The 22,742-nt window shown below is 66.5% G+C and carries 27 protein-coding genes; 18 read left to right on the forward strand and 9 right to left on the reverse strand.

The features are described 5' to 3' along the window. The first annotated feature begins 32 nt into the window (after positions 1 to 32). Positions 33 to 1,760, forward strand: coding sequence for an ABC transporter ATP-binding protein (locus WPS_RS07660; RefSeq protein ID WP_317997231.1), 1,728 nt, complete (start codon positions 33 to 35; stop codon positions 1,758 to 1,760). Here WPS_RS07660 and WPS_RS07665 read toward each other — a convergent pair. Beyond that, positions 1,757 to 2,170, reverse strand: coding sequence for a hypothetical protein (locus tag WPS_RS07665; protein WP_317997597.1), 414 nt, complete (start codon positions 2,168 to 2,170; stop codon positions 1,757 to 1,759). The two genes, WPS_RS07660 and WPS_RS07665, sit on opposite strands and share 4 nt — an antisense overlap. On the opposite strand from WPS_RS07665, the gene WPS_RS07670 reads away from it, so the two are divergent. Beyond that, a protein-coding gene (locus WPS_RS07670) for an IS3 family transposase (RefSeq protein ID WP_317997232.1) occupies positions 2,069 to 3,177 on the forward strand; the annotation gives its coding sequence in 2 pieces (ribosomal slippage) (positions 2,069 to 2,321 and positions 2,321 to 3,177; 1,110 coding nt in all). The two genes, WPS_RS07665 and WPS_RS07670, sit on opposite strands and share 102 nt — an antisense overlap. Here the strand turns inward: WPS_RS07670 and WPS_RS07675 are convergent. Continuing rightward, positions 3,146 to 3,466 (reverse strand): hypothetical protein, encoded by a 321-nt coding sequence (locus tag WPS_RS07675; protein ID WP_317997233.1) that lies wholly within the window; start codon positions 3,464 to 3,466, stop codon positions 3,146 to 3,148. The two genes, WPS_RS07670 and WPS_RS07675, sit on opposite strands and share 32 nt — an antisense overlap. Positions 3,467 to 3,538: 72 nt before the next feature. Here WPS_RS07675 and WPS_RS07680 point away from each other — a divergent pair, with 72 nt between their 5' ends. Continuing rightward, positions 3,539 to 4,765, forward strand: a complete 1,227-nt coding sequence (locus WPS_RS07680; protein ID WP_317994728.1) for an ISL3 family transposase — start codon at positions 3,539 to 3,541, stop codon at positions 4,763 to 4,765. Between the two features lie 222 nt (positions 4,766 to 4,987). Further along, entirely contained in the window at positions 4,988 to 5,980 is a 993-nt protein-coding gene (locus WPS_RS07685; protein ID WP_317997234.1) for a serine/threonine-protein kinase, read from the forward strand. Between the two features lie 16 nt (positions 5,981 to 5,996). Here the strand turns inward: WPS_RS07685 and WPS_RS07690 are convergent, their stop codons facing one another. Continuing rightward, the gene (locus WPS_RS07690; protein ID WP_317997235.1) at positions 5,997 to 6,284 is read right to left on the reverse strand and encodes a flagellar biosynthesis anti-sigma factor FlgM; all 288 of its coding nucleotides are present in this window, start codon (positions 6,282 to 6,284) and stop codon (positions 5,997 to 5,999) included. A gap of 222 nt (positions 6,285 to 6,506) precedes the next feature. Here WPS_RS07690 and fliW point away from each other — a divergent pair, with 222 nt between their 5' ends. Further along, positions 6,507 to 6,989, forward strand: coding sequence for a flagellar assembly protein FliW (gene fliW / locus WPS_RS07695; RefSeq protein WP_317997236.1), 483 nt, complete (start codon positions 6,507 to 6,509; stop codon positions 6,987 to 6,989). A gap of 69 nt (positions 6,990 to 7,058) precedes the next feature. Next, positions 7,059 to 7,328, forward strand: coding sequence for a carbon storage regulator CsrA (gene csrA, locus WPS_RS07700; protein ID WP_317997237.1), 270 nt, complete (start codon positions 7,059 to 7,061; stop codon positions 7,326 to 7,328). Positions 7,329 to 7,362: 34 nt separating this feature from the next. Here the strand turns inward: csrA and WPS_RS07705 are convergent, their stop codons facing one another. Together WPS_RS07705 and rfbG are read right to left on the reverse strand one after the other, a co-directional pair. After that, entirely contained in the window at positions 7,363 to 8,037 is a 675-nt protein-coding gene (locus WPS_RS07705) for a glycosyltransferase family protein (RefSeq protein WP_317997238.1), read from the reverse strand. A gap of 85 nt (positions 8,038 to 8,122) precedes the next feature. Next, positions 8,123 to 9,244 carry a CDP-glucose 4,6-dehydratase gene (rfbG, locus tag WPS_RS07710; RefSeq protein ID WP_317997239.1) on the reverse strand — a complete coding sequence of 374 codons (1,122 nt, stop codon included), beginning with the start codon at positions 9,242 to 9,244 and terminating at the stop codon, positions 8,123 to 8,125. 393 nt (positions 9,245 to 9,637) lie between these two features. On the opposite strand from rfbG, the gene rpsB reads away from it, so the two are divergent. From rpsB to WPS_RS07765, 11 genes are read left to right on the forward strand one after another with little or no spacing between them, the layout of a single operon-like run. After that, positions 9,638 to 10,402 carry a 30S ribosomal protein S2 gene (rpsB, locus tag WPS_RS07715; protein ID WP_405054919.1) on the forward strand — a complete coding sequence of 255 codons (765 nt, stop codon included), beginning with the start codon at positions 9,638 to 9,640 and terminating at the stop codon, positions 10,400 to 10,402. A 27-nt stretch (positions 10,403 to 10,429) separates the two neighbouring features. Further along, a complete protein-coding gene (locus tag WPS_RS07720; protein ID WP_317997241.1) occupies positions 10,430 to 11,038 on the forward strand; it encodes a translation elongation factor Ts in 609 nt (202 codons plus the stop codon). Positions 11,039 to 11,054: 16 nt separating this feature from the next. Then, positions 11,055 to 11,807 (forward strand): UMP kinase, encoded by a 753-nt coding sequence (gene pyrH, locus WPS_RS07725; protein ID WP_317997242.1) that lies wholly within the window; start codon positions 11,055 to 11,057, stop codon positions 11,805 to 11,807. Beyond that, positions 11,800 to 12,357, forward strand: coding sequence for a ribosome recycling factor (gene frr / locus WPS_RS07730; RefSeq protein ID WP_317997243.1), 558 nt, complete (start codon positions 11,800 to 11,802; stop codon positions 12,355 to 12,357). Before pyrH ends, frr begins: the two co-directional genes overlap by 8 nt. Then, positions 12,357 to 12,590, forward strand: coding sequence for a hypothetical protein (locus WPS_RS07735; RefSeq protein ID WP_317997244.1), 234 nt, complete (start codon positions 12,357 to 12,359; stop codon positions 12,588 to 12,590). Before frr ends, WPS_RS07735 begins: the two co-directional genes overlap by 1 nt. After that, on the forward strand, positions 12,590 to 13,342 hold the full coding sequence (locus WPS_RS07740; RefSeq protein ID WP_317997245.1) for an isoprenyl transferase: 753 nt from the start codon (positions 12,590 to 12,592) through the stop codon (positions 13,340 to 13,342). Before WPS_RS07735 ends, WPS_RS07740 begins: the two co-directional genes overlap by 1 nt. Then, a complete protein-coding gene (locus WPS_RS07745) occupies positions 13,339 to 14,211 on the forward strand; it encodes a phosphatidate cytidylyltransferase (protein WP_317997246.1) in 873 nt (290 codons plus the stop codon). Before WPS_RS07740 ends, WPS_RS07745 begins: the two co-directional genes overlap by 4 nt. After that, positions 14,208 to 15,470 carry a 1-deoxy-D-xylulose-5-phosphate reductoisomerase gene (gene dxr, locus WPS_RS07750; protein WP_317997247.1) on the forward strand — a complete coding sequence of 421 codons (1,263 nt, stop codon included), beginning with the start codon at positions 14,208 to 14,210 and terminating at the stop codon, positions 15,468 to 15,470. The genes WPS_RS07745 and dxr overlap by 4 nt, the downstream gene beginning before the upstream one ends. Then, entirely contained in the window at positions 15,467 to 16,573 is a 1,107-nt protein-coding gene (locus WPS_RS07755) for a M50 family metallopeptidase (RefSeq protein ID WP_317997248.1), read from the forward strand. The genes dxr and WPS_RS07755 overlap by 4 nt, the downstream gene beginning before the upstream one ends. 28 nt (positions 16,574 to 16,601) lie before the next feature. Beyond that, positions 16,602 to 17,756, forward strand: a complete 1,155-nt coding sequence (ispG, locus tag WPS_RS07760; RefSeq protein ID WP_317997249.1) for a flavodoxin-dependent (E)-4-hydroxy-3-methylbut-2-enyl-diphosphate synthase — start codon at positions 16,602 to 16,604, stop codon at positions 17,754 to 17,756. Between the two features lie 25 nt (positions 17,757 to 17,781). Next, entirely contained in the window at positions 17,782 to 18,207 is a 426-nt protein-coding gene (locus WPS_RS07765) for a copper amine oxidase N-terminal domain-containing protein (RefSeq protein ID WP_317997250.1), read from the forward strand. 3 nt (positions 18,208 to 18,210) lie between these two features. On the opposite strand, the gene WPS_RS07770 is transcribed toward WPS_RS07765, so the two are convergent. From WPS_RS07770 to WPS_RS07785, 4 genes are read right to left on the reverse strand one after another with little or no spacing between them, the layout of a single operon-like run. Then, positions 18,211 to 18,933 (reverse strand): 2-phosphosulfolactate phosphatase, encoded by a 723-nt coding sequence (locus tag WPS_RS07770; RefSeq protein WP_317997251.1) that lies wholly within the window; start codon positions 18,931 to 18,933, stop codon positions 18,211 to 18,213. Beyond that, positions 18,930 to 19,847 carry a CbbX protein gene (gene cbbX, locus WPS_RS07775; RefSeq protein WP_405054920.1) on the reverse strand — a complete coding sequence of 306 codons (918 nt, stop codon included), beginning with the start codon at positions 19,845 to 19,847 and terminating at the stop codon, positions 18,930 to 18,932. Before cbbX ends, WPS_RS07770 begins: the two co-directional genes overlap by 4 nt. Further along, on the reverse strand, positions 19,807 to 20,229 hold the full coding sequence (locus tag WPS_RS07780) for a ribulose bisphosphate carboxylase small subunit (RefSeq protein ID WP_317997253.1): 423 nt from the start codon (positions 20,227 to 20,229) through the stop codon (positions 19,807 to 19,809). The genes cbbX and WPS_RS07780 overlap by 41 nt, the downstream gene beginning before the upstream one ends. Positions 20,230 to 20,243: 14 nt before the next feature. Continuing rightward, on the reverse strand, positions 20,244 to 21,716 hold the full coding sequence (locus tag WPS_RS07785; protein WP_317997254.1) for a form I ribulose bisphosphate carboxylase large subunit: 1,473 nt from the start codon (positions 21,714 to 21,716) through the stop codon (positions 20,244 to 20,246). A gap of 189 nt (positions 21,717 to 21,905) precedes the next feature. Between WPS_RS07785 and WPS_RS07790 the strand changes: the two genes are divergently transcribed. Next, positions 21,906 to 22,730: a glycosyltransferase family 2 protein gene (locus tag WPS_RS07790; RefSeq protein WP_317997255.1), complete on the forward strand. Its 825-nt coding sequence runs from the start codon at positions 21,906 to 21,908 to the stop codon at positions 22,728 to 22,730. The last annotated feature ends 12 nt before the right edge of the window (positions 22,731 to 22,742 follow it).

Genomic DNA, 22,742 nt, shown 5'->3' on the forward strand with positions numbered 1-22,742 from the left:
AGGTACTGAACGACGACGGCGAAGGTTTCGCGGTGAACCCGACGCTCCGGCGGCTGCTTCGCGAAGCGCGCCCCTTCTACGGACGCTTGATCCTCGCGATGCTGCTGGGAGTCCTCGCCGGCGTCGCACCGCTGACGCTCGCTCGCGTCGCCGGACTTCTGCAGGCGCACGTGCTGGTGCGTCAGCCCGAATGGGACGCCGTCCTGCTGATCGTCGCGCTGGTGATCGGCTCGCAGATCGTCGGCAATGCCGCGGCGTACGGTCAGGGCTACCTCACCGCGTGGAGCGGACAGAAGATGGTCGCGTCGTTCCGCGCGCGGATGTTCGACCGCATCGTGCGCATGCCGCTGCGCGAGTTCGACCGCTGGCGGCCCGGCGAACTGCAGGCGCGCATGTCGAGCGATCTGGGGCTGATGACAGACGCGATCTCGATCTCGCTGCCCCAGTTCGTGCAGACGACGGTCACCTTCGTCGGCGCGCTCGTCTACATGATGTGGCTGGACTGGTTTCTCGCGATCGTGCTGTTCGTCGCGTCGCCGCTGGTCGCGTGGGTGGTCGGCAACTTCAACGCGCTCATCGTCGGCGGCACCAAACGCGCGCAGGAACGGATCGCCGATCTTTCGAGCAATCTGGTCGAGGTGCTCGCGAACGAACGCGTCGTCAAGGCGTTCCGCCGTGAGGAGTTCGAGCGCGCGCGGTTCGAAGACGCCAACGAGCGCTACTTCGGCGCATACATGAAGGTGACGCAGTTCAACCAGACGCAGGCGCCCGTGCTCGCGTTCGTCGTGATGCTCGCCGTCTGCGCGGTCATCGTCGTCACGGCGCGCGAGGTCGCGATCGGGCGGCTCTCGCCCGAACGCGCGTGGGAGTTCTGGGGCGCGACGGCGCTGCTCATCAACCCGATGAATCGCTTCTCGATCTTTTTCGCCGACTTCGCTCGCGCGTTCGTCGGTGCGAGCCGCGTCTTCGAGATCCTCGACCTGCCGGTCGAACGCGACGATCCGCCGGGCGCGCTCCCGCTCCCGGCGGTGCGCGGCGACGTGCGCTTCGAGGGGGTGACGTTCGCCTACGACGACGGCCGCCCGGTGCTGCGCGGGTTTTCCGCCGAGATGCTGCACGGCGAGGTCGTCGCGCTGGTCGGTCCGTCGGGCGCCGGAAAGAGCACGATCGTCAACCTCGTTCCGCGCTTCTACGAACCGCAGGACGGGCGCATCACCGTCGACGGCGTCGACATCGCGCGCGTGCGGCTCGCCGATCTGCGCGAGGCGATCGCGATCGTCCCGCAGGAGACCCAGCTCTTCAACGGCACGATCGCCGAAAACATCCGTTACGGCCGGCTCTCGGGGCGCGACGACGAGGTCGTGGCGGCGGCGCGCGAAGCGAACGCCGACGAGTTCGTCCGCAAGCTTCCCGAAGGCTACGAAACGACCGTCGGCGAGCGCGGGATCCGCCTCTCGGGCGGCCAGCGCCAGCGGATCGCGATCGCGCGCGCGATCCTGCGGGATCCGCGCATCCTGATCCTCGACGAAGCGACGAGCGCGCTCGACTCACACTCCGAAGCGCTGATCGAAGACGCGTTGGACCGTCTGCTCCCGGGCCGCACGACGCTGATCATCGCGCACCGCCTCTCGACGATCCGCCGCGCGACCAAGATCCTCTACATCGAGGGCGGCAGCGTGCGCGAGACGGGGACCCACGACGATCTCATCGCCGCTGGGGGCGCGTACGCGACGCTGCACGCCGCCCAGTTCGCGCGCTAGCTCTTCGCCTTGCCGTTGATCATGAGGTGCGCGTAGGGCGTCCCCGCCCACATCACCCAGGTGCCGGTATTGGCGACCTTCGAAGGAATGCCGGAGGCCTTCAGATCGAACGGCCACATGATCATCCAGTGCGCCGGCTCGGTGATCGGCGTCCCCTTGGAAGCGTAGGGGTCGTCGGCGCTCCAATCCGTTCCGCCGGCGTACATGTAGACGATGCCCGGCTTGGTGTTGGTCGTGACGTTGCCCCGGTGATCCGGGTCAGTTGATACCGTGGGTTTCCCCGGCCGATGGGCCGAAAGGAAGCCCGCATGCGGAAGTCCCGCTTCACCGAGACGCAGATCGTCTCGATCCTCCGAGAACACGACGCCGGCGCCTCGTTCATCGAGCTCGGCCGTCGACACGGCGTTCATCCGAACACCATCTCCGCCTGGAAATCCCGGTACGGCGGCATGCAGAGCAGCGAGGTCGCCCGCGGTCGCGTGCTCGAAGACGAGAACGGGCGCATGAAGCGCATCATCGCGAACCTTTCGCTCGAGAACGACGCGATGAAAGAGCTAATCGCAAAAAACTCCTGGGGCCCTCGCAGCGAAAAGCCGCGGTGAGGGCCCTGCAAGACCTCGGTGTGAGCCAACGCGCCGCATGCCGCATCGCGCGTTGTCCGCGATCCGTCGCGCAGTATCGCGTGCGGCGGACGGACGATCCGGCGTTGCTCGAGCGGCTCAAGGCGCTCGCCGCAGAACGCCGTCGGTTCGGCTACCGCCGGCTCACGATCATGCTGCGCCGCGAAGGCTTCGTCGTGAACCACAAGCGAGTTCATCGGATCTATCGCAACGCTGGTCTACAGCTGCGCAGTCGACGTAAGCGTGGCGTACGATACGTCCGTGGCAACGTCGTGCCGCCGGTCACGCGGCCGAACGAACGCTGGTCGCTCGACTTCGTACACGACGCGCTTAGCAACGGGCGAAAGTTTCGCTCGCTGACGATTATCGACGACTTCACCCGAGAGTCGATCGGCATCGAAGTCGACTTCTCGCTCACCGGCGAGCGTGTCGTGCGCGTGCTCTCACGTCTCGCGCAAGAGCGCGGTCTACCGCCGACGCTCAAGTTCGACAACGGAACCGAGTTCACGAGCAACGCGATGCTCGGCTGGGCCGCGCGGGTCAACGTTGAGCTGCACTTTATCGAACCCGGCAAGCCGACTCAGAACGGCAGCGTCGAGAGCTTTAACGGACGTTTCCGAGACGAGTTACTCAACGAGCACGCCTTTCCCACGCTCTTCCACGCTCGCACCGCGATCGAAGCATGGCGTGTCGATTACAACCATCGCCGACCCCACACCGCGCTCGGCGGCTTGACGCCGGCCGAGTTCATCGAGCATCATCGCACTACCCCAAACTCACGGTTATCCGCGGCCTGACATCCGGGGCAACGTCAGTCGGCTTCGGCTTGTGGCCCATCCAGTCGGCGGCCCACTGCATCGCGGCGGCGTCGGCGCACATCGGGTCGTCGCCGACGACGCCTTTGTGGCCGGCGATGCAGGTCCAGCCGTTGCTCCCTTTGCGCAGGACCGTCGCCTTTCCGGACGCGTCCATGTCGAGCACGGTCGCCTTCGCGGCGATCGACGCCGGCCCGGCCGATACCGCTCGGGCGATCTTGGCGGCGACGGGTTCGGTCGCGGCGGACGAAGCCGTGGCGGAGAGCAGCAATGCAAAAGCGGGTCTTCCGGTTTTGTAGTGGGCGGGCGAGAGGAAATCGGTCGGCCGTCGTAATGCTACGCCATGCGAGACACCGAATTCATCCGCGGGTTGCTGCGCGTCGAAGATCCTTGGGACGTGACCGAATCAAAGCTCGATCTCGAGCGAAATCGGGTCGATGTTCGGCTTGAATGGCAAGGCGCGGGTCGCTGTCCAAAATGCGATCGGGAGTGCCCCAAGCACGATCATCGCGAGCGCGTCTGGCGTGACCTCGATCTGGCCGGCGACCAACTTTTCTTGCACGCCTCCGTACCCCGGATCGATTGTCCCGAGCACGGCGTCACGACCGTTGCGATTCCCTGGTCAAGCGGTCGTACCGAGTTTACGTCGCGCTTCGAGCGTTTGGCGATCGCCCTCCTACTCGAGATGTCCGTCGCGGCGGTCGCGCGTCGCTTGGGCATCAGCTGGGAGCAAGTCGATTCCATTATGCTCCGGGCGGTCGAGCGCGGTAAGCAGCGGCGACTGCCACGTCTTGTGCGGCATCTCGGCATCGACGAGAAGGCCGTCAAAAAGCGGCATCGGTACTTCACGATCGTGTCCGACTTGGACCGCGGCGAGGTCCTGTGGGTCGGTCGCGGTCGCAAGCGCGAATCGATTGACGCTTTCTACGACGGCCTTTCGCACGAACAACTTCATGCCATTGAGGGCATCGCGATGGATATGTGGCAGCCGTACTTCGAGTCGACCGTAGCACACGTGCCCGATGCGGCACGGAAGATCGTCTTCGATAAGTACCACATCACGGCATATCTCACCAAAGCCGTCGATCTCACTCGTCGAGCGATGATGCGTGACAAGACGCTCGACCGAACGGCATTGAAAGGGACTAAGTATTCCTGGTTGCGCTCGTTTGCGAATCTCGACCGCGACGAACGACGTGATCTGAGCGCCTTGCGGAGCCAGTACAAACGCCTTGGCCGCGCGTGGTCGATGAAGGAGCACTTTACGGAGTTCTGGCGATATCGGCGTGAGTCCGCAGCGCGTCGTTTCTTTGCCGATTGGTACCGGTGGGCGACGCACTCTCAATTGCCCGAAATGATCAGCGTCGCGCGCACGCTCAAACGTCACTTTGCGAACATCATCACGTACATTCGCAAGCCGATCACCAATGCGGCAGCCGAGAGCCTCAACAGCAAGATCCAAATGATCAAATTCCGCGCGCGCGGCTATCGCAATGAGGGCCGATTTGCAGCGGCGATTCTATTCCACTGTGGTGGGCTCGACCTCTTGCCCGCCCACCCGAAGTCCTGAAGCGCCGCAAAAGCTATTCCGAGTGACACACGAGTCGTCATGCGGTTCCTCCGGACGGAGTGCGAAATCACCCGGCAAGGGAAGCGTTCGGCAGCCTAACATTCGGCTCCGCCCCTTCGGCGACGCGGCGCGACATGCGCGCAGATCGAATTGCCGCAGTCCAATCCGCATCACGCGCCGGGGACCGGGAGCATGCCTCTCCCATGGGGTACTTCGTTAGCGATGGCGACGAACGGGTTGCTCGGTGGGCGATACCGGCTCGACCACGTCGCGGGTCACGGCGGCATGGCGACGGTGTTCGTAGCGTACGACACCGTGCTGGAACGGTCGGTTGCTATCAAGCTGCTGCAGCGCCGTTCCGACGCAGGCGGTGTACTGCACGAGCGTTTCCGGCGCGAAGCGGTCGCCGAAGCGCGGATCGTGCACCCCAACGTCATCGCCGTCCATGACGTCGGCGAGAACGAGGATGGACGGCCTTTCATCGTGATGGACTATGTGGAGGGCCGTTCGCTGCAGGAGGTCCTCGCGGACCATGCACTCTCCTCCGAGCGCGCAGCGGCGATCGGCGGGGCGATCGCGCGTGCGCTTGCCGTCGCGCACGAACGAGGGATCGTTCACCGCGACATCAAGCCCGGGAACATCCTCATCGACGACCAGGGCATTCCGCATCTCACCGATTTCGGGCTCGCGCGTCTCGACGATCAGGCCTCGCTCGAATTGACGGTGCCCGGAGAACTGCTCGGCACGGTACTTTACGTCGCGCCCGAACAGGCTCGCAACGGTGACGTCGGGCCGGCGGCCGATATCTACGCGCTCGGCGCGACGCTTTACCACGTGGTTGCGGGGGAGCCGCCGTTTAGCGGGAAAGGACCGATCGATACCGCACTGCAGCGTTTTGAGGGTGAACCGCCGCCGCTCGCCGAGCGCGTACCGGACGTCGATCCCGAGCTCGCGGGGCTGATCCACGCGATGCTTGCCTTCGACCCGGCAGCGCGTCCCGCCGACGCCGGCCCGCTCGCGGAGCGTTTCTTTGACATCTCCGCGCGTCTGCGCACGCGCCGTCTCGCGACCGAACCAGCGCCCCCGCCTGTCGGCGCCCCGTCGCGCGAATCGACCCCGGGTGCCTCTGCCGCGGCTGCGGCGGAGATTCCTAAACCTAACGCGCAGATGCTGCCCGCCGACCCCATCAGTCCGGTTGCGCGCGACGACGGTTGAGACGATGCGGCCGCGATCAGGTCGACGCGGCCTCGACGATGAGCCGCCCCAGCATTTTTTCGACGATCTCCTCGGTCGGCACGAAATAACGCCCGTCGGCGATTTTGTGGTGCAGCGTGTCCACCACGTCCTGGCGGTAGAACGCCTCCCGTGCCTCGTCCGACAGGCCGCCAAATGCCTTGGCGGTTTCCAATCGTTTGAGCGAGTCGGGCGTCTCGAATCTCAGCGCGCTGCTCGATACACTCTGTTTTCGCAACTTGTACGCGGCGACCACGCACAGTATCTGGGCCCGGCTGATAATCATGGATCCTGACGCCTCATTTGCTGCTCGCTTCCTTGCTCATGGTGCTATCGTCGAACGCTTCCGGCGACTTTAGGGTCGGGCAAAACCCTCGCCCTCGCCCCTCGATCAGAGTCAAGTTCAGTCCGAGTCCACCGATAACTGAAAAGGCAGCCTCCGGAACCGTCAGCCTAAGGCAGAGACGATACGAGGTTCGAGAACTTAGTCCACCGCCGTCAGGACGCGATGACGAACACGACCTTGAACCCGGCCGACCGGGAGACGACGATCAAGCTCCCTCGGTTCGGGACGCTCACGTACCGCGAGTCGGAGGTGCTGACGTTCCCATCCGGCCTTCCCGGCTTCGCCTCGCACCGTCGATTCGTCGCCATCCAGTTCACGAGCCAAGAGCATCTCATCTGGCTCCAGAGCCTCGACGACGTCTCGGTCGCGCTGCCCACGGCCGATCCTTGGGCGATCTTCGAAGAGTACTCACCTCAGCTGCCGCCGTACGCCTCAGCCTTGCTCGAGATTCAGAGCCCGGAGGAGTTCGCCGCGCTCTGCGTGGTCGTGGCCGGTAACGTCGCCGATATGACGATAAACCTCCTTGCGCCGATCGTGATCAACTTGCGGACGCGGCGGGCGCACCAAGTGGCGCTCGAGACGGGCGGCTACTCCGTTCGTACGACGATCCCGCCCAAGCGCGCCTGGACTCAGGCGGGAGCGTAGCCCCCTCGGCGGGAAGCGCCAACGGCAAAGACGCGGCGTTGCGCCGCACGAGCCACGGAGGGCGCTCCCGTGCTGGTTCTCAGCCGCAAACTCAATCAGGCGATCATGATCGGAGACGACGTACGCATCGTCGTTGTTTCCGTCGACCGTGACACGGTCAAGCTCGGTATCGAGGCGCCGCGCTCGATCCCCGTCCACCGTTCTGAAGTCTACGAGGAAATTCAAAAGACGAACCGCGCGGCCGCAGGAGAGCCGGCGTCACCGGTCGCGGAGACGCCGCGCGTCGCGGAACTGGACCCGGGTCCGCGTTCCATCGCTGCAAAGAGGCCCCAACGGTAACGCCCCCGGCGTTCGCGAACGAGCAGACCGAGCGCTACTCGCGCTCGCGCCGCGCTCTCGCTTCCCGGGGACCATTAGCTTGGAGCTGTACGGTTTCGAACGGGAACGATACTTGCGCTTGCGGGCAATCGGCACCGATCGCACGTTCCCGGCAGGCACGGACACCTGCATGTAACACGACGCGATATCCGGCCTTTCGCATGCGCAGGCACAGCATATGGTCTTCGTTGCATTGCCGCAGCGTGCGCGTAGCGGAATCGACGTACACATGCGCTGCAAAGTACGGGAGTTCGAGCGCGCGGAGCGCAGCAACGCGAAGTACGACGCAGGCGAAGCCGAGCCCGTCAACCCGAACCGGGCCTTCGCTCAGCGCGGACAGGGTGCCGCTCGTCGCGGCAAGCGAATTCGAGTCACTCGTGCCGCAGAACGCGCCCGAGATGGCCGCGCCGGGGTCCCGCTGAAGCACGTCGAGCAGTCGGATCAGCGCATCGCGCGGTACGACAACGTCGTCGTCGAGCATCGCCACGTAGTCGACGTCGAGCCGCACGGCGTCGCGCGCGATCATCTCACGTTGCGCGGGCACGAAGTTCCCGGTCCACACCACCCGTTCTGAACTCGTAACGCTCGCCGGAAGGGCAAGTGCGCTCAGCGCATCGATGAACCCGCGAGTCGGTGTGCCGCCTGTCGGGATGCCGATCAGCAGCTTCATGGCAGCGCAGCTTGCCCCTGAGCGATGAGCGCGCATTCGAACGCGCAGCGCCCTGATGATCGCGTCGATGCCGGGATGTCGGGAATCATCCGCGATCGCCGGTTTCGCGGCCGGCGATGCCGTCGAGACTCACATAGGGCGCGGGCATTCGATCGTAGGCGTCGATGTCGCGGTCGATGAGCGCCGCGGCGGGTTCACCTTCGAGAAAACCGCGGTACCACGCTGCGCTTCGGTCGACGGCGACGCCGGTCGTCCAGCGCGGCATCCAACCTAGTTCGCTGCGCGCGCGGGTGCTGTCCACTTCGAGGACTGCGGTCTCATGTTCGGTCGCGGATTCGATTGCAATCGCCGTGCGCGGATCGAGTCCGAAGCCGCGGACAAAACGCTCAGCGACGGTCCCCACTTCAACCGTACCGTCGGCAGGCCCGAAGTTGTACGCGTCTGAACGGGCATTGCCCGATGCGGTCGCCTCCGCCAGCATGACGTAGCCGGAGAGCGATTCGAGGACGTGCTGCCACGGTCTTACTGCACCCGGCCGGCGGAGCGCCAGCACGCGGCGCTCCGCGATCGCGCGATAGGCGTCGGGGATCAGCCGGTCGGCCGAAAAGTCGCCGCCGCCGATGACGTTTCCGGCGCGCGCGGAGACGACGCGCGCGCAGCCGGATGCCGAAAAATAGGCCTGGCGGTACGTCTCAGCGACCAGTTCCGCTGCCGCCTTACTCCCGGCATACGGTTCGGATCCGCCGAGCCGTGCGTCTTCGCGATAGCCGCCGGGACTCGGCCGGTCGGCATAGACTTTGTCGCTGGTGACGACGACGATGTGTTCGAGTTCGGCGATGGTGCGCGCGGCGTCGAGAACGTGCAGCGTCCCCATCACATTCGTAGAGTAGGTCAGCACCGGTTCGGCGTACCCGCGCCGAACGAGCGGCTGCGCAGCGAGGTGCAGAATCGTCTGCGGACGGAAACTCGCGACCGCGGACGTAACCGCGGCGGCATCGCGCACATCAAGGAGGCGGCCGTCGACGTGCGGCGCGTATGGCGTACGTTCCCACAGACTCGGCGCGGTGTGCGGCGCGAGCGCGATCCCGCCGACGTGTGCGCCGCGCCGCAGCAGCATTGCACAGAGCCACGTCCCTTTGAAGCCGGTGTATCCGGTCACGAACACCCTGCGGTTTCGCCAGAAACCGACGTCAGCGCTTGACGTCATCGTGCGTTCGACTCGGAGGCTCGGTAATTTCGAAACGACCGCGACGCGATGTTTACGGCGGTACCGAAGGCCTGGCACATGGACACCGAAGATTGTGCGATCGTGCGTCGGCGGCCTATCTGCACGTGTCGCGCTTGCACGGAAGCGGCGCAGTTGCGGAGCGGATAAGGCAAGCGATGTCGGAGTGTCGCTCGCTTACCTTGTCATCACCCCGGCCTAGCGCCGCGTCCTGACGGCGTGGTATACTCCTGGGGTTGCCCCGCACAGGGGCCTCATCTCACCTGCCCGGAGGGCAGGAGAGCGTTCCGCCCGCTCCGGCGAGCGGAACGCCGATGACCCAGCAACGGGCGCCACGGACGGCGGCCGCGGGATCAGAAAGGACCTCAGTTTATTATGGCCTCAGGCGTTACGATGCGCGCTCTTCTGGAGGCGGGCGTCCACTTCGGACATCAGACCCGCCGCTGGAATCCGAAGATGAAGCCGTACATCTTTCAAGAGCGCAACGGCATCTACATCATCGACCTCTCGAAGACCCTCGCGATGCTCAACGGCGTCTACGATGCGGTCAAGCAGATGTCGCGCGAAGGGCGCGTGATTCTCTTCGTCGGCACGAAGAAGCAGGCGCAGGACGTCGTGCGCGAAGAGTCCGAGCGCGCCGGCACGTTCTTCGTCAACCAGCGCTGGCTGGGCGGGACGCTCACCAACTTCGCGACGATCCAGAAGCGCATCGCGCGCCTGCGCGAGCTCGAAGGGATGCGCCAGCAAGGCACCTTCGATCTGCTTCCCAAGAAAGAAGTCGCGCGGCTCACCGACGAGCTGGAGAAGCTCGAGAAGTTCCTGGGCGGGATCAAGGACATGCACCGCCTGCCGGACGCGATGTTCATCGTCGATCCGAAGAAAGAACGCATCGCCGTGGCCGAAGCGCAGAAGCTGAAGATCCCGATCATCGCGGTGATCGACACCAACTGCGATCCCGACGAGATCAACTACGCGATCCCGGGGAATGACGACGCGATCCGCAGCGTTCGGCTGATGGTCTCGACGATCGCCAACGCGATCATCGAAGGGAAGACCGAAACCGAATCCGCGTACGATGCGGCCGACTACGACGACCAGTACGCCGACATCGCTGCCGAGCCCGAACCGGCCGGCGTCTAGACCCCGCACACCCGAACGAAAGACGACGTGGAAACCACCGCTTACAAACCGTCTGCGGACGAGATCAAACGCCTGCGCGAAGAGACGGGCGCCGGGATGTCCGACGTGCGCAACGCGCTCGTGTGGGCGAACGGCGACATGGAGCGCGCCAAAGCACGCCTGGGCGAACTCGGCCAAGCCAAGGCCGAGAAGAAGGCCGAACGTTCCGCGAACGAGGGGCTTGTCGGTTCGTATATCCACGCCGGCGGCAAGATCGGCGTGCTCGTCGAGATCAACTGCGAGACCGACTTCGTCGCGCGCAACGAACGGTTCCGCGATCTCGTGCGCGACGTCGCGATGCACGTCGCCGCGATGTCGCCGCAGTACCTCGATCGCGACGCGGTTCCGGCCGACGTCGCGGCCTCGGTGCAGGCTGAACTCGAGAAGACGGTGCCGCCCGGGAAGCCGGCCGACATCGTCGAGAAGATCGTCAGCGGCAAGCTGAACAAGTGGTTCGAGGAGCACACGCTGCTCGAGCAGCCGTTCGTGAAGGACGACTCGCAGACGGTCGGAGAGTTGGTGAACAGCGTCTCGGGCATCCTCGGCGAGAAGATCAAAGTCCGCCGCTACGTGAAGTTCGCGCTGGGCGAAGAGTAGGCTCGCGCACCGCGCCGTGGAGAAGCCCGCGTACGCTCGCGTTCTGCTGAAGCTCTCGGGCGAGGCGTTCGCGGGCAACGGCACCAGCGTCGACGTCGACACGACGACGGCGATGGCGCACGAGATCGCGCAGGTCCACGCCGACGGCGTCTCGCTGGCCGTCGTCGTCGGCGGCGGCAACATCTGGCGCGGCAAGGTCCACGAAGCCGCCGGGATGGAACGCGCGACGGCGGACTACATGGGGATGCTCGCGACCGTGATCAACGCGCTCGCGCTGCAGGACTCGCTGGAGCGGATCGGCGTGCCCTCGCGCGTGCAGACGGCGATCGCGATGAACGCGATTGCCGAGCCCTACATTCGCCGGCGCGCGATCCGGCATCTCGAAAAAGGCCGGGTGGTGATCTTCGCGGCCGGGACCGGCAACCCGTACTTCACGACCGACACGACCGCGGCGCTGCGGTCCGTCGAGGTCGGCGCCGAAGCGATCCTCAAGGCGACGAAGGTCGACGGCGTCTACAGCGCCGACCCGTTCAAGGATCCCTCCGCGACGCGCTTCACCCAGCTCGACTACCTGCGCGTGCTGGAACTGGGCCTCGAGGTGATGGACTCCACCGCGCTCACGCTGTGCATGGACAACGGCGTTCCGATCGTCGTCTTCGACATGAACGTTCCGGGCAACGTCCGCCGCGTGGTGTTCGGTGATCCGATCGGCACGACCGTCTCGCGGAGTACGGCGCGCGTCAACGGCGAAGGGGTGACCCATGCTTGATGATGTGTATCGCGACACCGAAGCGAAGATGAAGAAGGCGCTCGATGCGACGACGAGCGATTTCGCCTCGATCCGCACCGGCCGCGCGGCGCCTTCGCTGCTCGACCGCATTCAAGTCGAGGTCTACGGCGCCACCGTCCCGCTCAAGCAGTGCGCGAGCGTGAATTCGCCCGACGGCCGTTCGCTGCTCGTGACGGCGTTCGACAAGAGCACCGTCGGATCGATCCGCAAAGCGATCGAAACGAGCGATCTCGGGCTCAACCCCAACGTCGACGGCGCGACGATCCGGCTGTCGATCCCGCCGCTCACCGAAGAGCGCCGCAAAGACCTGGTCAAACTGGTCAAGAAGAAATCGGAAGAGCACAAGGTCGCCGTGCGCAACCTGCGCCATAAGGCGATCGACGAGATCAAGCACCTGGCGAAAGACGGCACGATCACCGACGATCAGATCAAGCGCGGTCAGGACGCCGTCCAAAAGATCACCGACAAATACGTCAAGCAGATCGACGAACTGGTCTCCGGCAAAGAAAAGGAGATCATGGAGGTCTGATGATCTTTGCGAGCGGCGAGGCGCCCGGCCGCGTCGAAGACCTGACGATGCTCCCGTGGTCCCACGCGTGCGCCGCGCTCGCCGGCCGTCCGTTGCGGCTGCGTCTGCTGACGCCGCCGTATCCCGCGCTGGGCCGCGGCGAACTGCGCTGTCTGCGCGTGCGCGCGCTCGACGGAGCCGACGACGGCGCCTTCGAGATGACGGCCGGTTACGACGGGTACGAGCGCCTCTGATGGATCCCGTCGCCACCCTGCTGCGGCCGCCGCGCGGCGTCACCCTCGATCCCATGCGGATGCCGCATCACGTGGCGATCATCATGGACGGGAACCGACGCTGGGCGCGCTCGCGCCGCCTCCCCGCGATCGAAGGGCACCGGCGCGGGATCGTCGCCCTGCGCGAGGTCACCCGCGCGGCGAGCGACTGGGGCATCCCGATGCTCACCGTCTACGGCTTCTCGACCGAGAACTGGAAGCGCGACTCGACCGAGATCTCGCTGCTGCTCGACCTGTGCGTCTACTTCGCGCAGAACGAACTCGACGAGCTGCATCGCAACAACGTGCGCGTGCAGATCATCGGCCGCTACGAGCAGCTCCCGTCCGCCTCGCGCGACGCGCTCGACCGGCTGGTCGCGAAGACGACCGCGAACAGCGGTCTGGTGCTCAACCTCGCGGTCAATTACAGCGCGCGCAGCGAACTGCGTGACGCCGTCGCCCGGATGATGGCCGACGTGCAGTCCGGTACGCTCGCACCCGACGCGATCGAAGAAGACACGATCGCGTCGTATCTCACGACGGCGGGGATGCCCGACCCCGATCTGCTGATCCGGCCCGGCGGCGAGTCGCGGCTCTCGAACTTTCTGCTCTATCAAGTCGCGTACGCGGAGCTCGTGCTGCGCGAGACGTTCTGGCCCGATTTTTCACGCGATCACTTCGCCGAGGCGATCGCGGAGTTTCAACTGCGTCAGCGCCGGTTCGGCGGCGCATGACGACCACGACGTCGGCGGCTGCGACGGCATCATCGGCCCCGACGCCGGAGCCTGCCGTCGGCCTTCGCCGCGTCGTCATCGGGCTGCTGCTCGCCGTCGTCGGCCTCGGATGCGTCGCGTACGCGCCGCTGTTCTCGCTGCTCGTCCTGCTGATCGCGAGCGGGTGTCTCTACGAGTTCGCGGGGCTCTCCGCGCGCAAAGGTCCGCAGCTCGAGGTTCCGGTCGCTATGGCGGCGGTGTGGGCGTACGTCGCGCTCACGCACTTCGGGCTGATCCACCGCTACGAAGGGATTCTGCTCGCCGGCACGGTCATCGTCGCGCTCGCGACGGCGACGTTCACCGCCGACGCGGGCTACTTCGCGCGCAGCGGCTATACGCTGCTCGGCGTGCTGTACATCGGGAAACTCCTCTCGTACTTCATCGCGATCCGCGCGCTCCACGACGGGGCACTGTGGACCGTGTGGGCGATCGTGCTGGTCGCGTTCACCGATATCTTCGCGATGCTGGTGGGGACGGTGATCGGGCGGCACCAGCTCACGCGGCTCTCGCCGAAGAAGACCGTTGAGGGCGCGGTCGGAGGCTTCGCCGCGGCGCTCGTCGCGGGGGCCGCGATCGTGCTGATCCCCGGCGGGCATCTGGCGTGGTGGCAGGGCGCGATCGTCGGCGCGATCACCTCGATCGCCGCGCAGGCCGGCGATCTCGTTGAGAGCGCGCTCAAGCGCGATGCGAAGGTGAAGGACGCGGGTTCGCTGATCTCCGGCCACGGCGGCGTCCTCGACCGCTTCGACTCGTATATCTTCGGCGGCATCGCGTTCTACTTCGCGCTGTATGTGATCGGCGCGATCTCGCAGAACCGTCTCACCTCATGACGCGGGGTGGTGATTTCGTGAAGCGGGTCGCGATTCTCGGGTCGACCGGGAGCATCGGGCGACAGGCTTTGGACGTGATCGCGCGCCACCCGGAACGGTTCGAGGTGGTCGGGCTCGCTGCGGGTCGCAACGTCGAACTCCTCGCCGATCAGATCGCGCGCTTTCGGCCGCGCGTCGTCTCCGCCGGCGATTCCGCCGGCGCGACCGAACTCGCGGTCCGCCTCGACGCGGCCGGCCTGCGCATCCACGGCTCGCTCTTCGGCAAGGATCGAGACGTCGAGCGGATCGCGCACGGCGCCGACGGACTGCACGCCGTCGCGTGCGAGTCGGGCGCCGAGATCGTGCTCGCGGCGACCGACGGCGCGGTCGCGTTCGACGCCGTCTTCGCGGCGGTCGATCGCGGCATCGACATCGCGCTGGCGAACAAAGAACTGATCGTCGCCGCCGGCGAGCTGCTCGTCGAGCACGCGCGCCGCAGCGGGGCGAACCTGCTCCCGGTCGACAGCGAACACTCCGCAATCTTCCAGTGCCTCGCCGGCGCGCCGCGCGACCGCGTCGCCGCGATCGTACTCACCGCCTCGGGCGGCCCGTTCTGGGAGCGCAGGCGCGAGGAGATGGCCGACGCGACCGTCGCGGACGCGCTGGCGCACCCGACCTGGCAGATGGGCGTGAAGAACACGATCGACTCCGCGACCTTGATGAACAAGGGCCTCGAGGTGATCGAAGCATCGAAGCTGTTCGGGCTTCCCGGGGGCCAGGTTCACGTGCTCGTCCACCGGACCTCGGTCGCGCACGGCTTCGTCGTGTTCACCGACGGGAACGTCGTCGGCCAGCTCGCGTCGCCCGACATGCGCCTCCCGATCGGCTACGCGCTGGCCTATCCCGACCGGTTGACCGACCGTCGGTTCACCGACCCGCTCGCCGCGGTCGGGGGCGAAACCGGCGCCGCCGCGACGACGTTGAGCTTTCAACGGCCCGACCTCGAGCGTTTCCCCTGCCTGCGCCTGGCGTACGACGCCCTAGCGCTCGGCGGGACGGCGCCCGCGGTCGTGTCGGCTGCGAACGAGGTTGCGGTGAACGCGTTCGTGGCAGGGGATCTGCGCTTCGGTCACATCGCCGCCTGCATCGAAACCACCCTGAATCGGGTCGGTAGCACCAAGCTGAGTCTCGAGGCCGTCCGCGACGCCGACCGAGCCGCGCGCGACGCGGCAAGCACGTTCGTCGCCGAACGCACCGAGGGAACGTCCAAGAGAGCATGACGCCAGAGAAACTGATCGTTTTCCTGCTGACCCTCTCGGTGCTGGTGATCCTGCACGAGTACGGCCACTTCTTGCTCGCCCGCCGCAACGGCGTCCGGGTGACCGATTTCGCGCTGGGGATGGGCCCGACGCTCCTGAAGTGGACGTCGAAGCGGAGCGGGACCAACTACCGGCTCAACCTGCTCCCGATCGGCGGCTACTGCCAGATGAGGGGTGAGGACGGGAAGAGCAACGAGGCCGAGCAGCAACGCGCCTTCCGCGGCGGTCACGAGTACGACGCCGACAACTTCCAGGCGAAAACGCCGCTCCAGCGGCTTTCGATCGTGCTGGCCGGTCCGATCATGAACTTCATTGTCGCCCTGGTCCTGCTGATCGGGGGCGCGATCGCGTTCGGGATCCCGGGTGCCGCCCCGTCCACCCAGATCTTCCAGCTGCTCCCCGGCCAGCCGGCCGACCGAGCCGGGCTGCGCTCGGGCGACCGGATCGTCGCGGTCAACGGCCGCGCGATGACCGACGGCAACGTCCTGGTCGACACGATCCATCACTCCACCGGGAAACTGCTCCACGTCGAATACGTCCGCGACGGCGTCACGCGCGCCGTCGACGTGACCCCGGTGCGCGCGAAGAGTCCCGACGGGACGATGGAAGGGCATCTCGGCTTCACCCCCGCGACGCTCCCGCACCGGGTCGCGCCGCCCGAAGCCGTCAGTTACGCCGTCTCGTACTTCACGTTCGTCGTGAAGTCGACGCTGGGGTCGCTCGGCGCGCTGGTCACCCACCCGTCGACGGTCATCGGGCAGGTGCAGGGACCGATCGGGATGGCGCGCGTCTCGGCGCAGGCCCAGGACTTCGGGCCGTTCGTCTTCATCACGCTGGCGGCGATGATCTCGATCTCGCTGGGGGTCTTCAACCTGCTCCCGATCCCCGCGCTCGACGGCGGCCGCGGGGTGTTCATCCTGGTCGAGATGCTGCGCGGAAAGCCGGTCGACCCGGAGAAGGAAGCCCTGGTCCACGTCGGCGGCTTCGCGGTGCTGATCGCGCTGATGCTCGCCGTATCGTATCACGACGTCTCCGCAGCCCTCGCCGGACACGCCGCGTTCTAACCTTTTCCGCCGATATACTGAAGGACATATGATCCGCCTGCGCCGCAAGACCAAGCCGATTCTGCTCGAGAACAAATCGAGCTGGTCGAAGGACGCCAAGAAGGTGTGGATCGGCGGCGATCATCCGATCGTCGTGCAGTCGATGACGACCACCGACACCGCCGACGCCGACAAGACGCTCGAACAAGTCTACGGCCTCGCGATGGCCGGCTGCGAAGTCGTCCGCGTGACCTGCCAGGACGCGCGTGACGCGGCCGGGCTCCCCGCGATCGTCGCCCGCTCCCCGGTTCCGATCGTCGCCGACGTCCACTTCGATCACAAGATGGCGCTCGCGGCGCTCGACGCCGGGGTTGCGAAGCTGCGGCTGAACCCCGGCAACATCACCAGCCCCGAGAAGACCCGCGAGGTCGTGGCGCGCGCCCTCGAGACCAAGACCCCGATCCGCATCGGCGTCAACATGGGCTCGCTGGCACGCGATCTCGAGGAGAAGCTGGGGCACACCCCGGAGGCGCTCGCCGCCTCGGCCCTGCGCCACGTCGATCTGCTCGAGGAGCTCGGCCACACGGACATCATCATCAGCGTCAAGGCGCACGACGCGCTGACGACGATCTACGCGTACCGGTTGCTCGCCAAGCAGCTCGACGAACGCGGGAGCCCCTACCCGCTCCATCTCGGCGTCACCGAGGCCGGGCTGCCGCGCGAGGGGACGATCAAATCGTCGATCGGCCTCGGGATCCTGCTGTTCGAGGGGATCGGCGACACGCTCCGCGTCTCGCTCGCGGCCGACCCGATCGAAGAGGTTCCGGTCGCCTGGGGGATCCTCAAGGCCCTCGGCCTGCGGGAGAAGGGCTTCGACATCACGGCCTGTCCGTCGTGCGGCCGGGCCGAGATCGAAGTTGTTAATCTCGCTCGTATGGTCGAGGCGATAGCCAAAGAGTACACTGCACCTGTGAAGGTTGCGGTGATGGGCTGTGTCGTGAACGGCCCCGGCGAGTCTAAAATGGCGGATGTCGGGATCGCCGGAGGCAAGGGCAAAGGGGCCATCTACCGCAAAGGCGAGCTCGTCGGAACCTTCCCGGAGAACGAATTACTGGGTCAACTGCGTTTGGAGATCGAGAAGGTCATCGCCGACCAGTACCCCGACTACCTCCACGAGACCAACCGTGAGCCGACACCTGCCTGATTTTCGACTCCTGCTCGCAACGGCCGTGACCGCTCTGGTCGCGTCGCTGTCGCTTGCGCTGTCGACCCCGGCGACGATCAGCGTCGACGGGCAGCGGCTGGCCTCAGATGTTCCGCCGGTGACGACGCCCGGCGGGACGTATCTCCCCTTGCGCACCGTGGCCGATGCCGCCGGGGCGCAGACGTCGTTCGACGAGCACAGCGGTGCGATCACCGTCCGCCGCGGGACCGACGTGCTGCGGATGCGCGCCGGCACGACGAAGGCGACGCTGAACGGCCGCTCCGTCGAGTTGGCGCACGCGCCGTTCACGGTGCGCGGCCGCGCGATGGTCTCGGGCGCGACGATCGCCGCGACGTTCGGTTCGACGGTGCGTTTCGATGCGAAGCATCAGCGCGTCGTCGTGCGTACGCCGGGCGTGGTCGTCGCCGGCGCGGCTGACGACGAACCGTAACCGCTAGCCCGCCACCAGCATGCCGTCGCGCAGCGTCGGCGCGATCGCGATCGTGTCGAGCGCGGCGCAGCGCGTGATGTCGCCCGCGAAGCCCTGATTCGCAAGGGCCTGCGCGTGATCGGCGCTGGCAACCGCGTCGGCAAGCCGCGCGGCGACCGAACGAAAGAGCAGCGCCGACGCGCGCGCACCGTCACGCAGTTCGATGTCGCCGATCAGCGTCAGCAGCAGATCGACGAGCGCGCCGGCGCCGATCGCGTCTTCGAGCGCGAACCCGCGCGGCTCGCCGGCGCAGACGATCGCGATGTCGCCGCTCTCGGCGGCGAGCGCGTCGGCGACGGCGGTACGGTTCACCAGCGCCGCGGTGCGCACCGACGCCGCGCCGCTCACCGCGCGCAGCGCGCGCGTCCCGTTGGTCGTCGTCATCACCAGCGTCTTCCCATCGACGAGCGACGGCGGAAACGACGCCGGCGAGTTGTCCGCGTCGAAGCCGGGGATGCGCACCGAGTTGCGCTCGCCGCACAGCAGCACGCGATCGCGGCCGAGGCGGTTGCCGATCGTCACCGCGTCTTCAGGTTCGGAGACGGGGATCACGCCGGCGGCGCCGTTCGCCAGCGCCGTCGCGATCGTGGAGGTCGCGCGCAGGACGTCGACCACCGCGACGTGCTTCTCCCGCAGCGCGTCCGCCGAAAACGGCGGCGCGAGCAGGACGTCGATCGCGCGGGTCACCCCGCGAACACGCGGCTCGCGCGAACGTCGGCAGCGGTGATGGCGGTGAGATCGTCGCGCGTGACGGTGCCGCCGCGCGCGACCAGGCGGCTCGCTTGGCGGAGCCGGGCGCGGTCGATGGCGTTCCGTACGCTGCGCGCGTTGGCGAAATCGGGCTGATGCATGCGATGGCCGAGGTACTCCGCGAACGCGCCGCGCGCCTCGTCATCGAAGCGATAACCGCGCGTCGCGAGCATCCGCTCGGCGATCGCGAGCAGCTCGTCGCCGTTGTAGTCGGGGAAGTCGACGTGCAGACCGACCCGCGAGCGCAAGCCCGGGTTCGAGGAGAAGAAGCGCTCGATCCGGTCGCGGTATCCGGCGAACACCACGACCAAGTCGTCCCGGCGTTCCTCCATCGCCGCCAGCAGCACCTCGATCGCTTCGCTCCCGTAGTCGCGTTCGTTCTCCGGTTTGTGGAGCGAGTACGCCTCGTCGAGGAAGAGAACGCCGCCTTCGGCTTTGCGCAGTGCTTCTTTCGTCTTCGGCGCCGTGTGGCCGACATATTCCCCGACGAGATCGTCGCGCGAAACCGCGACGAGGTGGCCGCGCCGCAGGTACCCGAGCTGCTTGAGGATCGCGCCCATCCGCAGCGCGACCGTCGTCTTCCCGGTACCCGGATTGCCGGTGAACGACATGTGGAGCGTCGGCGGCTCGGTGGTGAGGCCGAGCTGCGAGCGCAGCCGATCGATCAGCAGCAACGCCGCGAGTTCGCGGACGCGCGTCTTCACGGGGACCAGGCCGACAAGGTCGTCGTCGAGCTGCGCGAGCACCGCGTCGACCCCCGCCTCGCGGTAGGCGGCGTCGAGGTCGAGCGCCGCTTCGTCGTGCACCACGTCAGTCCGCGTAGCGCGTCCCTTCGGGCCGCTCGGTCGCATACGACGAGAGCGTGAACTTCTCGGTACGGCCGCCCGCACTCTGGCGTTCGAGGCGGAAGCCGGGCTCGTTCGCCGGGCGCTGCACGATGAACGAGAGGGCCGTCGTTTCGCGGCCGCGCGTCGCGTCGTACGCCGAGATGCGGATGTACCGGCGCGGATACGCTTCGCGGGCGGCGTTGAGTTCGCGAACGACGACCGAGGCGTCGTTGACGTCGAACAGCGGGATCCCGTGGAGTTCCCAGTACGTGTTGCGCGGGTGCGGATCGGTGGTGTACTCGATCGAGACCGCCCAGCGATTGTCGATTGCGTACTGGATCTGCTTGCCGATCTGCTCGTCGGTGAGGTCGGGCAGATACGAGAAGGTGCCTTGCGTGATGCGCACGGTGCGGATGCTCCTTACGCGCGGGTCGGCGTCGCGACGACGTCGGGCGTGTCGGTGGAGGTATATTCGAAGCTGATGTCTTTCCAGATATCGAGAGCGCGCGCCAGCGGGCCGCAGCCGCAGGCCGCATCGCGCAGGATCTCCGGTCCTTCGTTGACGATGTCGCGGCCCTCGTTGCGCGCGAGGATCATCGCTTCGAGCGCGACGCGGTTTGCGGTCGCGCCCGCCGCGATCCCGTCGGGATGCCCGATCGTCCCGCCGCCGAACTGCAGGACCACGTCTTCGCCGAGTAGGTCGACGAGCTGATGCATTTGGCCGGCGTGGATCCCGCCCGACGCCACCGGCATGCAGCCCGGCAGCGAGACCCAGTCCTGGTCGAACAGCAGACCGATGCGCGGATCGGCCTCGATGCGGTTCTCGCGCAAGGTGCGGTAGTAACCTTTCGTGGTCGCCGGATCGCCCTCGAGTTTGCCGACAACGGTGCCGGCGTGGATGTGATCGACGCCGATCAGGCGGCACCACTTCGCCAGCACGCGGAAGCTGACGCCGTGCGATTTCTGGCGCGTGAACGTCGAGTGGCCGGCGCGGTGGAGGTGCAGGATGACGCCGTTGCGCCGCGCCCACTTCGCCATCGACTGCATCGCGGTGTAGCCGACGGTGAGGTCGATCATGATGATCACGCTGCCGATCTCCTTGGCGAACTCGGCGCGCTCGTACATCGACTCCATGTCGGCGGCGGTGACGTTCATGTAGTGGCCTTTGATCTCGCCGCTCGCCGCCTGCCCGGCTTCGATCGCTTCCTGACAGTAGAGAAACCGGTCGCGCCATTTCATGAACGGCTGCGAGTTGATGTTCTCGTCGTCTTTGGTGAAGTCGAGGCCGCCTTTGAGCGCTTCGTAGACGACGCGGCCGTAGTTGCGCGCCGAGAGCCCGAGCTTCGGTTTCACCGTCGCGCCGAGCAGCGGTCGGCCGTACTTGTTGAGCAGCTCGCGTTCCATCACGATCCCGTGCGCCGGGCCTTGGAACGTCTTCGCGTAGATCGCCGGGATGCGCATGTCTTCCAGGCGCAGCGCGCGCAAGGCTTTGAAGCCGAAGACGTTGCCGATGATCGACGAAGTCAGGTTCGCGATCGAGCCTTCCTCGAACAGATCGAGGTCGTACGCAATGTACGCCATGTACTCGCCGGGGCGCCCGGGGATCGGCTCGCAGCGGTACGCCTTGGCCTGATAGCGCGGATAATCGGTGAGGCGGTCGGTCCAGACGACGGTCCAGGTCGCGGTCGACGACTCGCCGGCGACCGCGGCAGCGGCCTCGACCGGATCGACGCCGTCCTGGGGCGTCACCCGGAAGGCGCACAAAACGTCGCTGTCCTTCGGAACGTAGTCGGGCTGCCAGTACCCCATCTTCGAGTACTCGCTGACGCCGGCGGTCAGACGCGAGCTGCGGTCGACGGGTGCTTCGGCGGGAGGCGGGACGATCGTCGGCATGCGGCGATCATCCCATGGGAGACTCATTCACGTCCAATACATTCTTCGCGCGGACGCATAAGACGGAGATTATGTGTCCATCCCGAGTTCCGGGCGGCGTTTGCGAGGTTGGGCCCGAGTGCTTTCGGTCCACCGTTGCGGGCCATCCGTCGGACCCGGCGCGGCAGGCGATCCGGTTATCCTGAGTCCGTGCAGACGCAGACCCTGCCGGCCGTTTCCGTCATCGTGCCGACCAAGAACCGGCCGATGGAAATCGCCCGCATGCTCGGATCCCTGCGCGCACAGAAGACGCAGCCCCTCGAGGTCATCGTCGTCGACCAGTCGACGCCGCGCTACGAGTTGGAACCGTTTGGGGGACTGGTCCATCTGCACGAGCCGGGCCTCTCCGGTTTGACCGCCGCGCGCAATCGCGGCGTCGCCAAAGCGAACGGCGACGTGCTGCTCTTTTTCGATGATGACGTGCTGCTCGAATCCGACTGCGTTGCCGAGATCGCCGAGCTGTTCGCGCGCCGTCCCGACGTGATCGGAGCGCAGTGCGCGATCCACAACCCCTGGGACGACGATCCGCTTTCCCTCTGGGATGTCTCGACGTGGATCTTCGATCACGGATTCTTCTCGTCGCGGCCGGCACGGCGCGGCGGCGACCAGGTGCCGCGTCTGATCGACGGTCTCGCCTCCGCGTATCGCCGCACGATCTTCGCGCACGAACGCTTCGACGAGCGGCTCACCGGCTATTGTTTCGCGGAGGATTGGGACTTTACGAAGCGCGCCGCGCGTTACGGGCGGCTCGTGATCGCGGAAGGCGCGCGCGTCGAGCACGTCGCCTCGCCGGTCAATCGGGCGAACAAGAAACGCTACCTCGAATTGCGCCGCGAGAACATCCTCTATCTGTACGATAAGCTGGAGGCCGGGCGCGATGTCCGCAATCGCCTCTGGCGAGCCTGGTGGGTTTTCGGCGAACGGCTGCGCGCGATACGGCTGGCGCAGCAAACGCGATCTCTGCAATCCAAGTAGCGGTGGAGACTT

Origin of the sequence: Vulcanimicrobium alpinum, from assembly GCF_027923555.1 — a bacterium.
Lineage (GTDB): Bacteria > Vulcanimicrobiota > Vulcanimicrobiia > Vulcanimicrobiales > Vulcanimicrobiaceae > Vulcanimicrobium > Vulcanimicrobium alpinum.

What these genes read in the sequence shown, in the direction of transcription:
- cbbX (WP_405054920.1), bottom strand. Translation starts at nt 19,847, where the DNA reads ATGCGACCGAGCGGCCCGAAGGGACGCGCTACGCGGACTGACGTGGTG.
- dxr (WP_317997247.1), top strand. Translation starts at nt 14,208, where the DNA reads ATGACGCGGGGTGGTGATTTCGTGAAGCGGGTCGCGATTCTCGGGTCG.
- WPS_RS07665 (WP_317997597.1), bottom strand. Translation starts at nt 2,170, where the DNA reads ATGAACGCCGTGTCGACGGCCGAGCTCGATGAACGAGGCGCCGGCGTC.
- WPS_RS07685 (WP_317997234.1), top strand. Translation starts at nt 4,988, where the DNA reads ATGGCGACGAACGGGTTGCTCGGTGGGCGATACCGGCTCGACCACGTC.
- rpsB (WP_405054919.1), top strand. Translation starts at nt 9,638, where the DNA reads ATGGCCTCAGGCGTTACGATGCGCGCTCTTCTGGAGGCGGGCGTCCAC.
- rfbG (WP_317997239.1), bottom strand. Translation starts at nt 9,244, where the DNA reads ATGACGTCAAGCGCTGACGTCGGTTTCTGGCGAAACCGCAGGGTGTTC.
- WPS_RS07785 (WP_317997254.1), bottom strand. Translation starts at nt 21,716, where the DNA reads ATGCCGACGATCGTCCCGCCTCCCGCCGAAGCACCCGTCGACCGCAGC.
- ispG (WP_317997249.1), top strand. Translation starts at nt 16,602, where the DNA reads ATGATCCGCCTGCGCCGCAAGACCAAGCCGATTCTGCTCGAGAACAAA.
- frr (WP_317997243.1), top strand. Translation starts at nt 11,800, where the DNA reads ATGCTTGATGATGTGTATCGCGACACCGAAGCGAAGATGAAGAAGGCG.
- fliW (WP_317997236.1), top strand. Translation starts at nt 6,507, where the DNA reads ATGACGAACACGACCTTGAACCCGGCCGACCGGGAGACGACGATCAAG.
- WPS_RS07680 (WP_317994728.1), top strand. Translation starts at nt 3,539, where the DNA reads ATGCGAGACACCGAATTCATCCGCGGGTTGCTGCGCGTCGAAGATCCT.
- WPS_RS07690 (WP_317997235.1), bottom strand. Translation starts at nt 6,284, where the DNA reads ATGATTATCAGCCGGGCCCAGATACTGTGCGTGGTCGCCGCGTACAAG.
- WPS_RS07745 (WP_317997246.1), top strand. Translation starts at nt 13,339, where the DNA reads ATGACGACCACGACGTCGGCGGCTGCGACGGCATCATCGGCCCCGACG.
- WPS_RS07735 (WP_317997244.1), top strand. Translation starts at nt 12,357, where the DNA reads ATGATCTTTGCGAGCGGCGAGGCGCCCGGCCGCGTCGAAGACCTGACG.
- WPS_RS07740 (WP_317997245.1), top strand. Translation starts at nt 12,590, where the DNA reads ATGGATCCCGTCGCCACCCTGCTGCGGCCGCCGCGCGGCGTCACCCTC.
- WPS_RS07755 (WP_317997248.1), top strand. Translation starts at nt 15,467, where the DNA reads ATGACGCCAGAGAAACTGATCGTTTTCCTGCTGACCCTCTCGGTGCTG.
- WPS_RS07705 (WP_317997238.1), bottom strand. Translation starts at nt 8,037, where the DNA reads ATGAAGCTGCTGATCGGCATCCCGACAGGCGGCACACCGACTCGCGGG.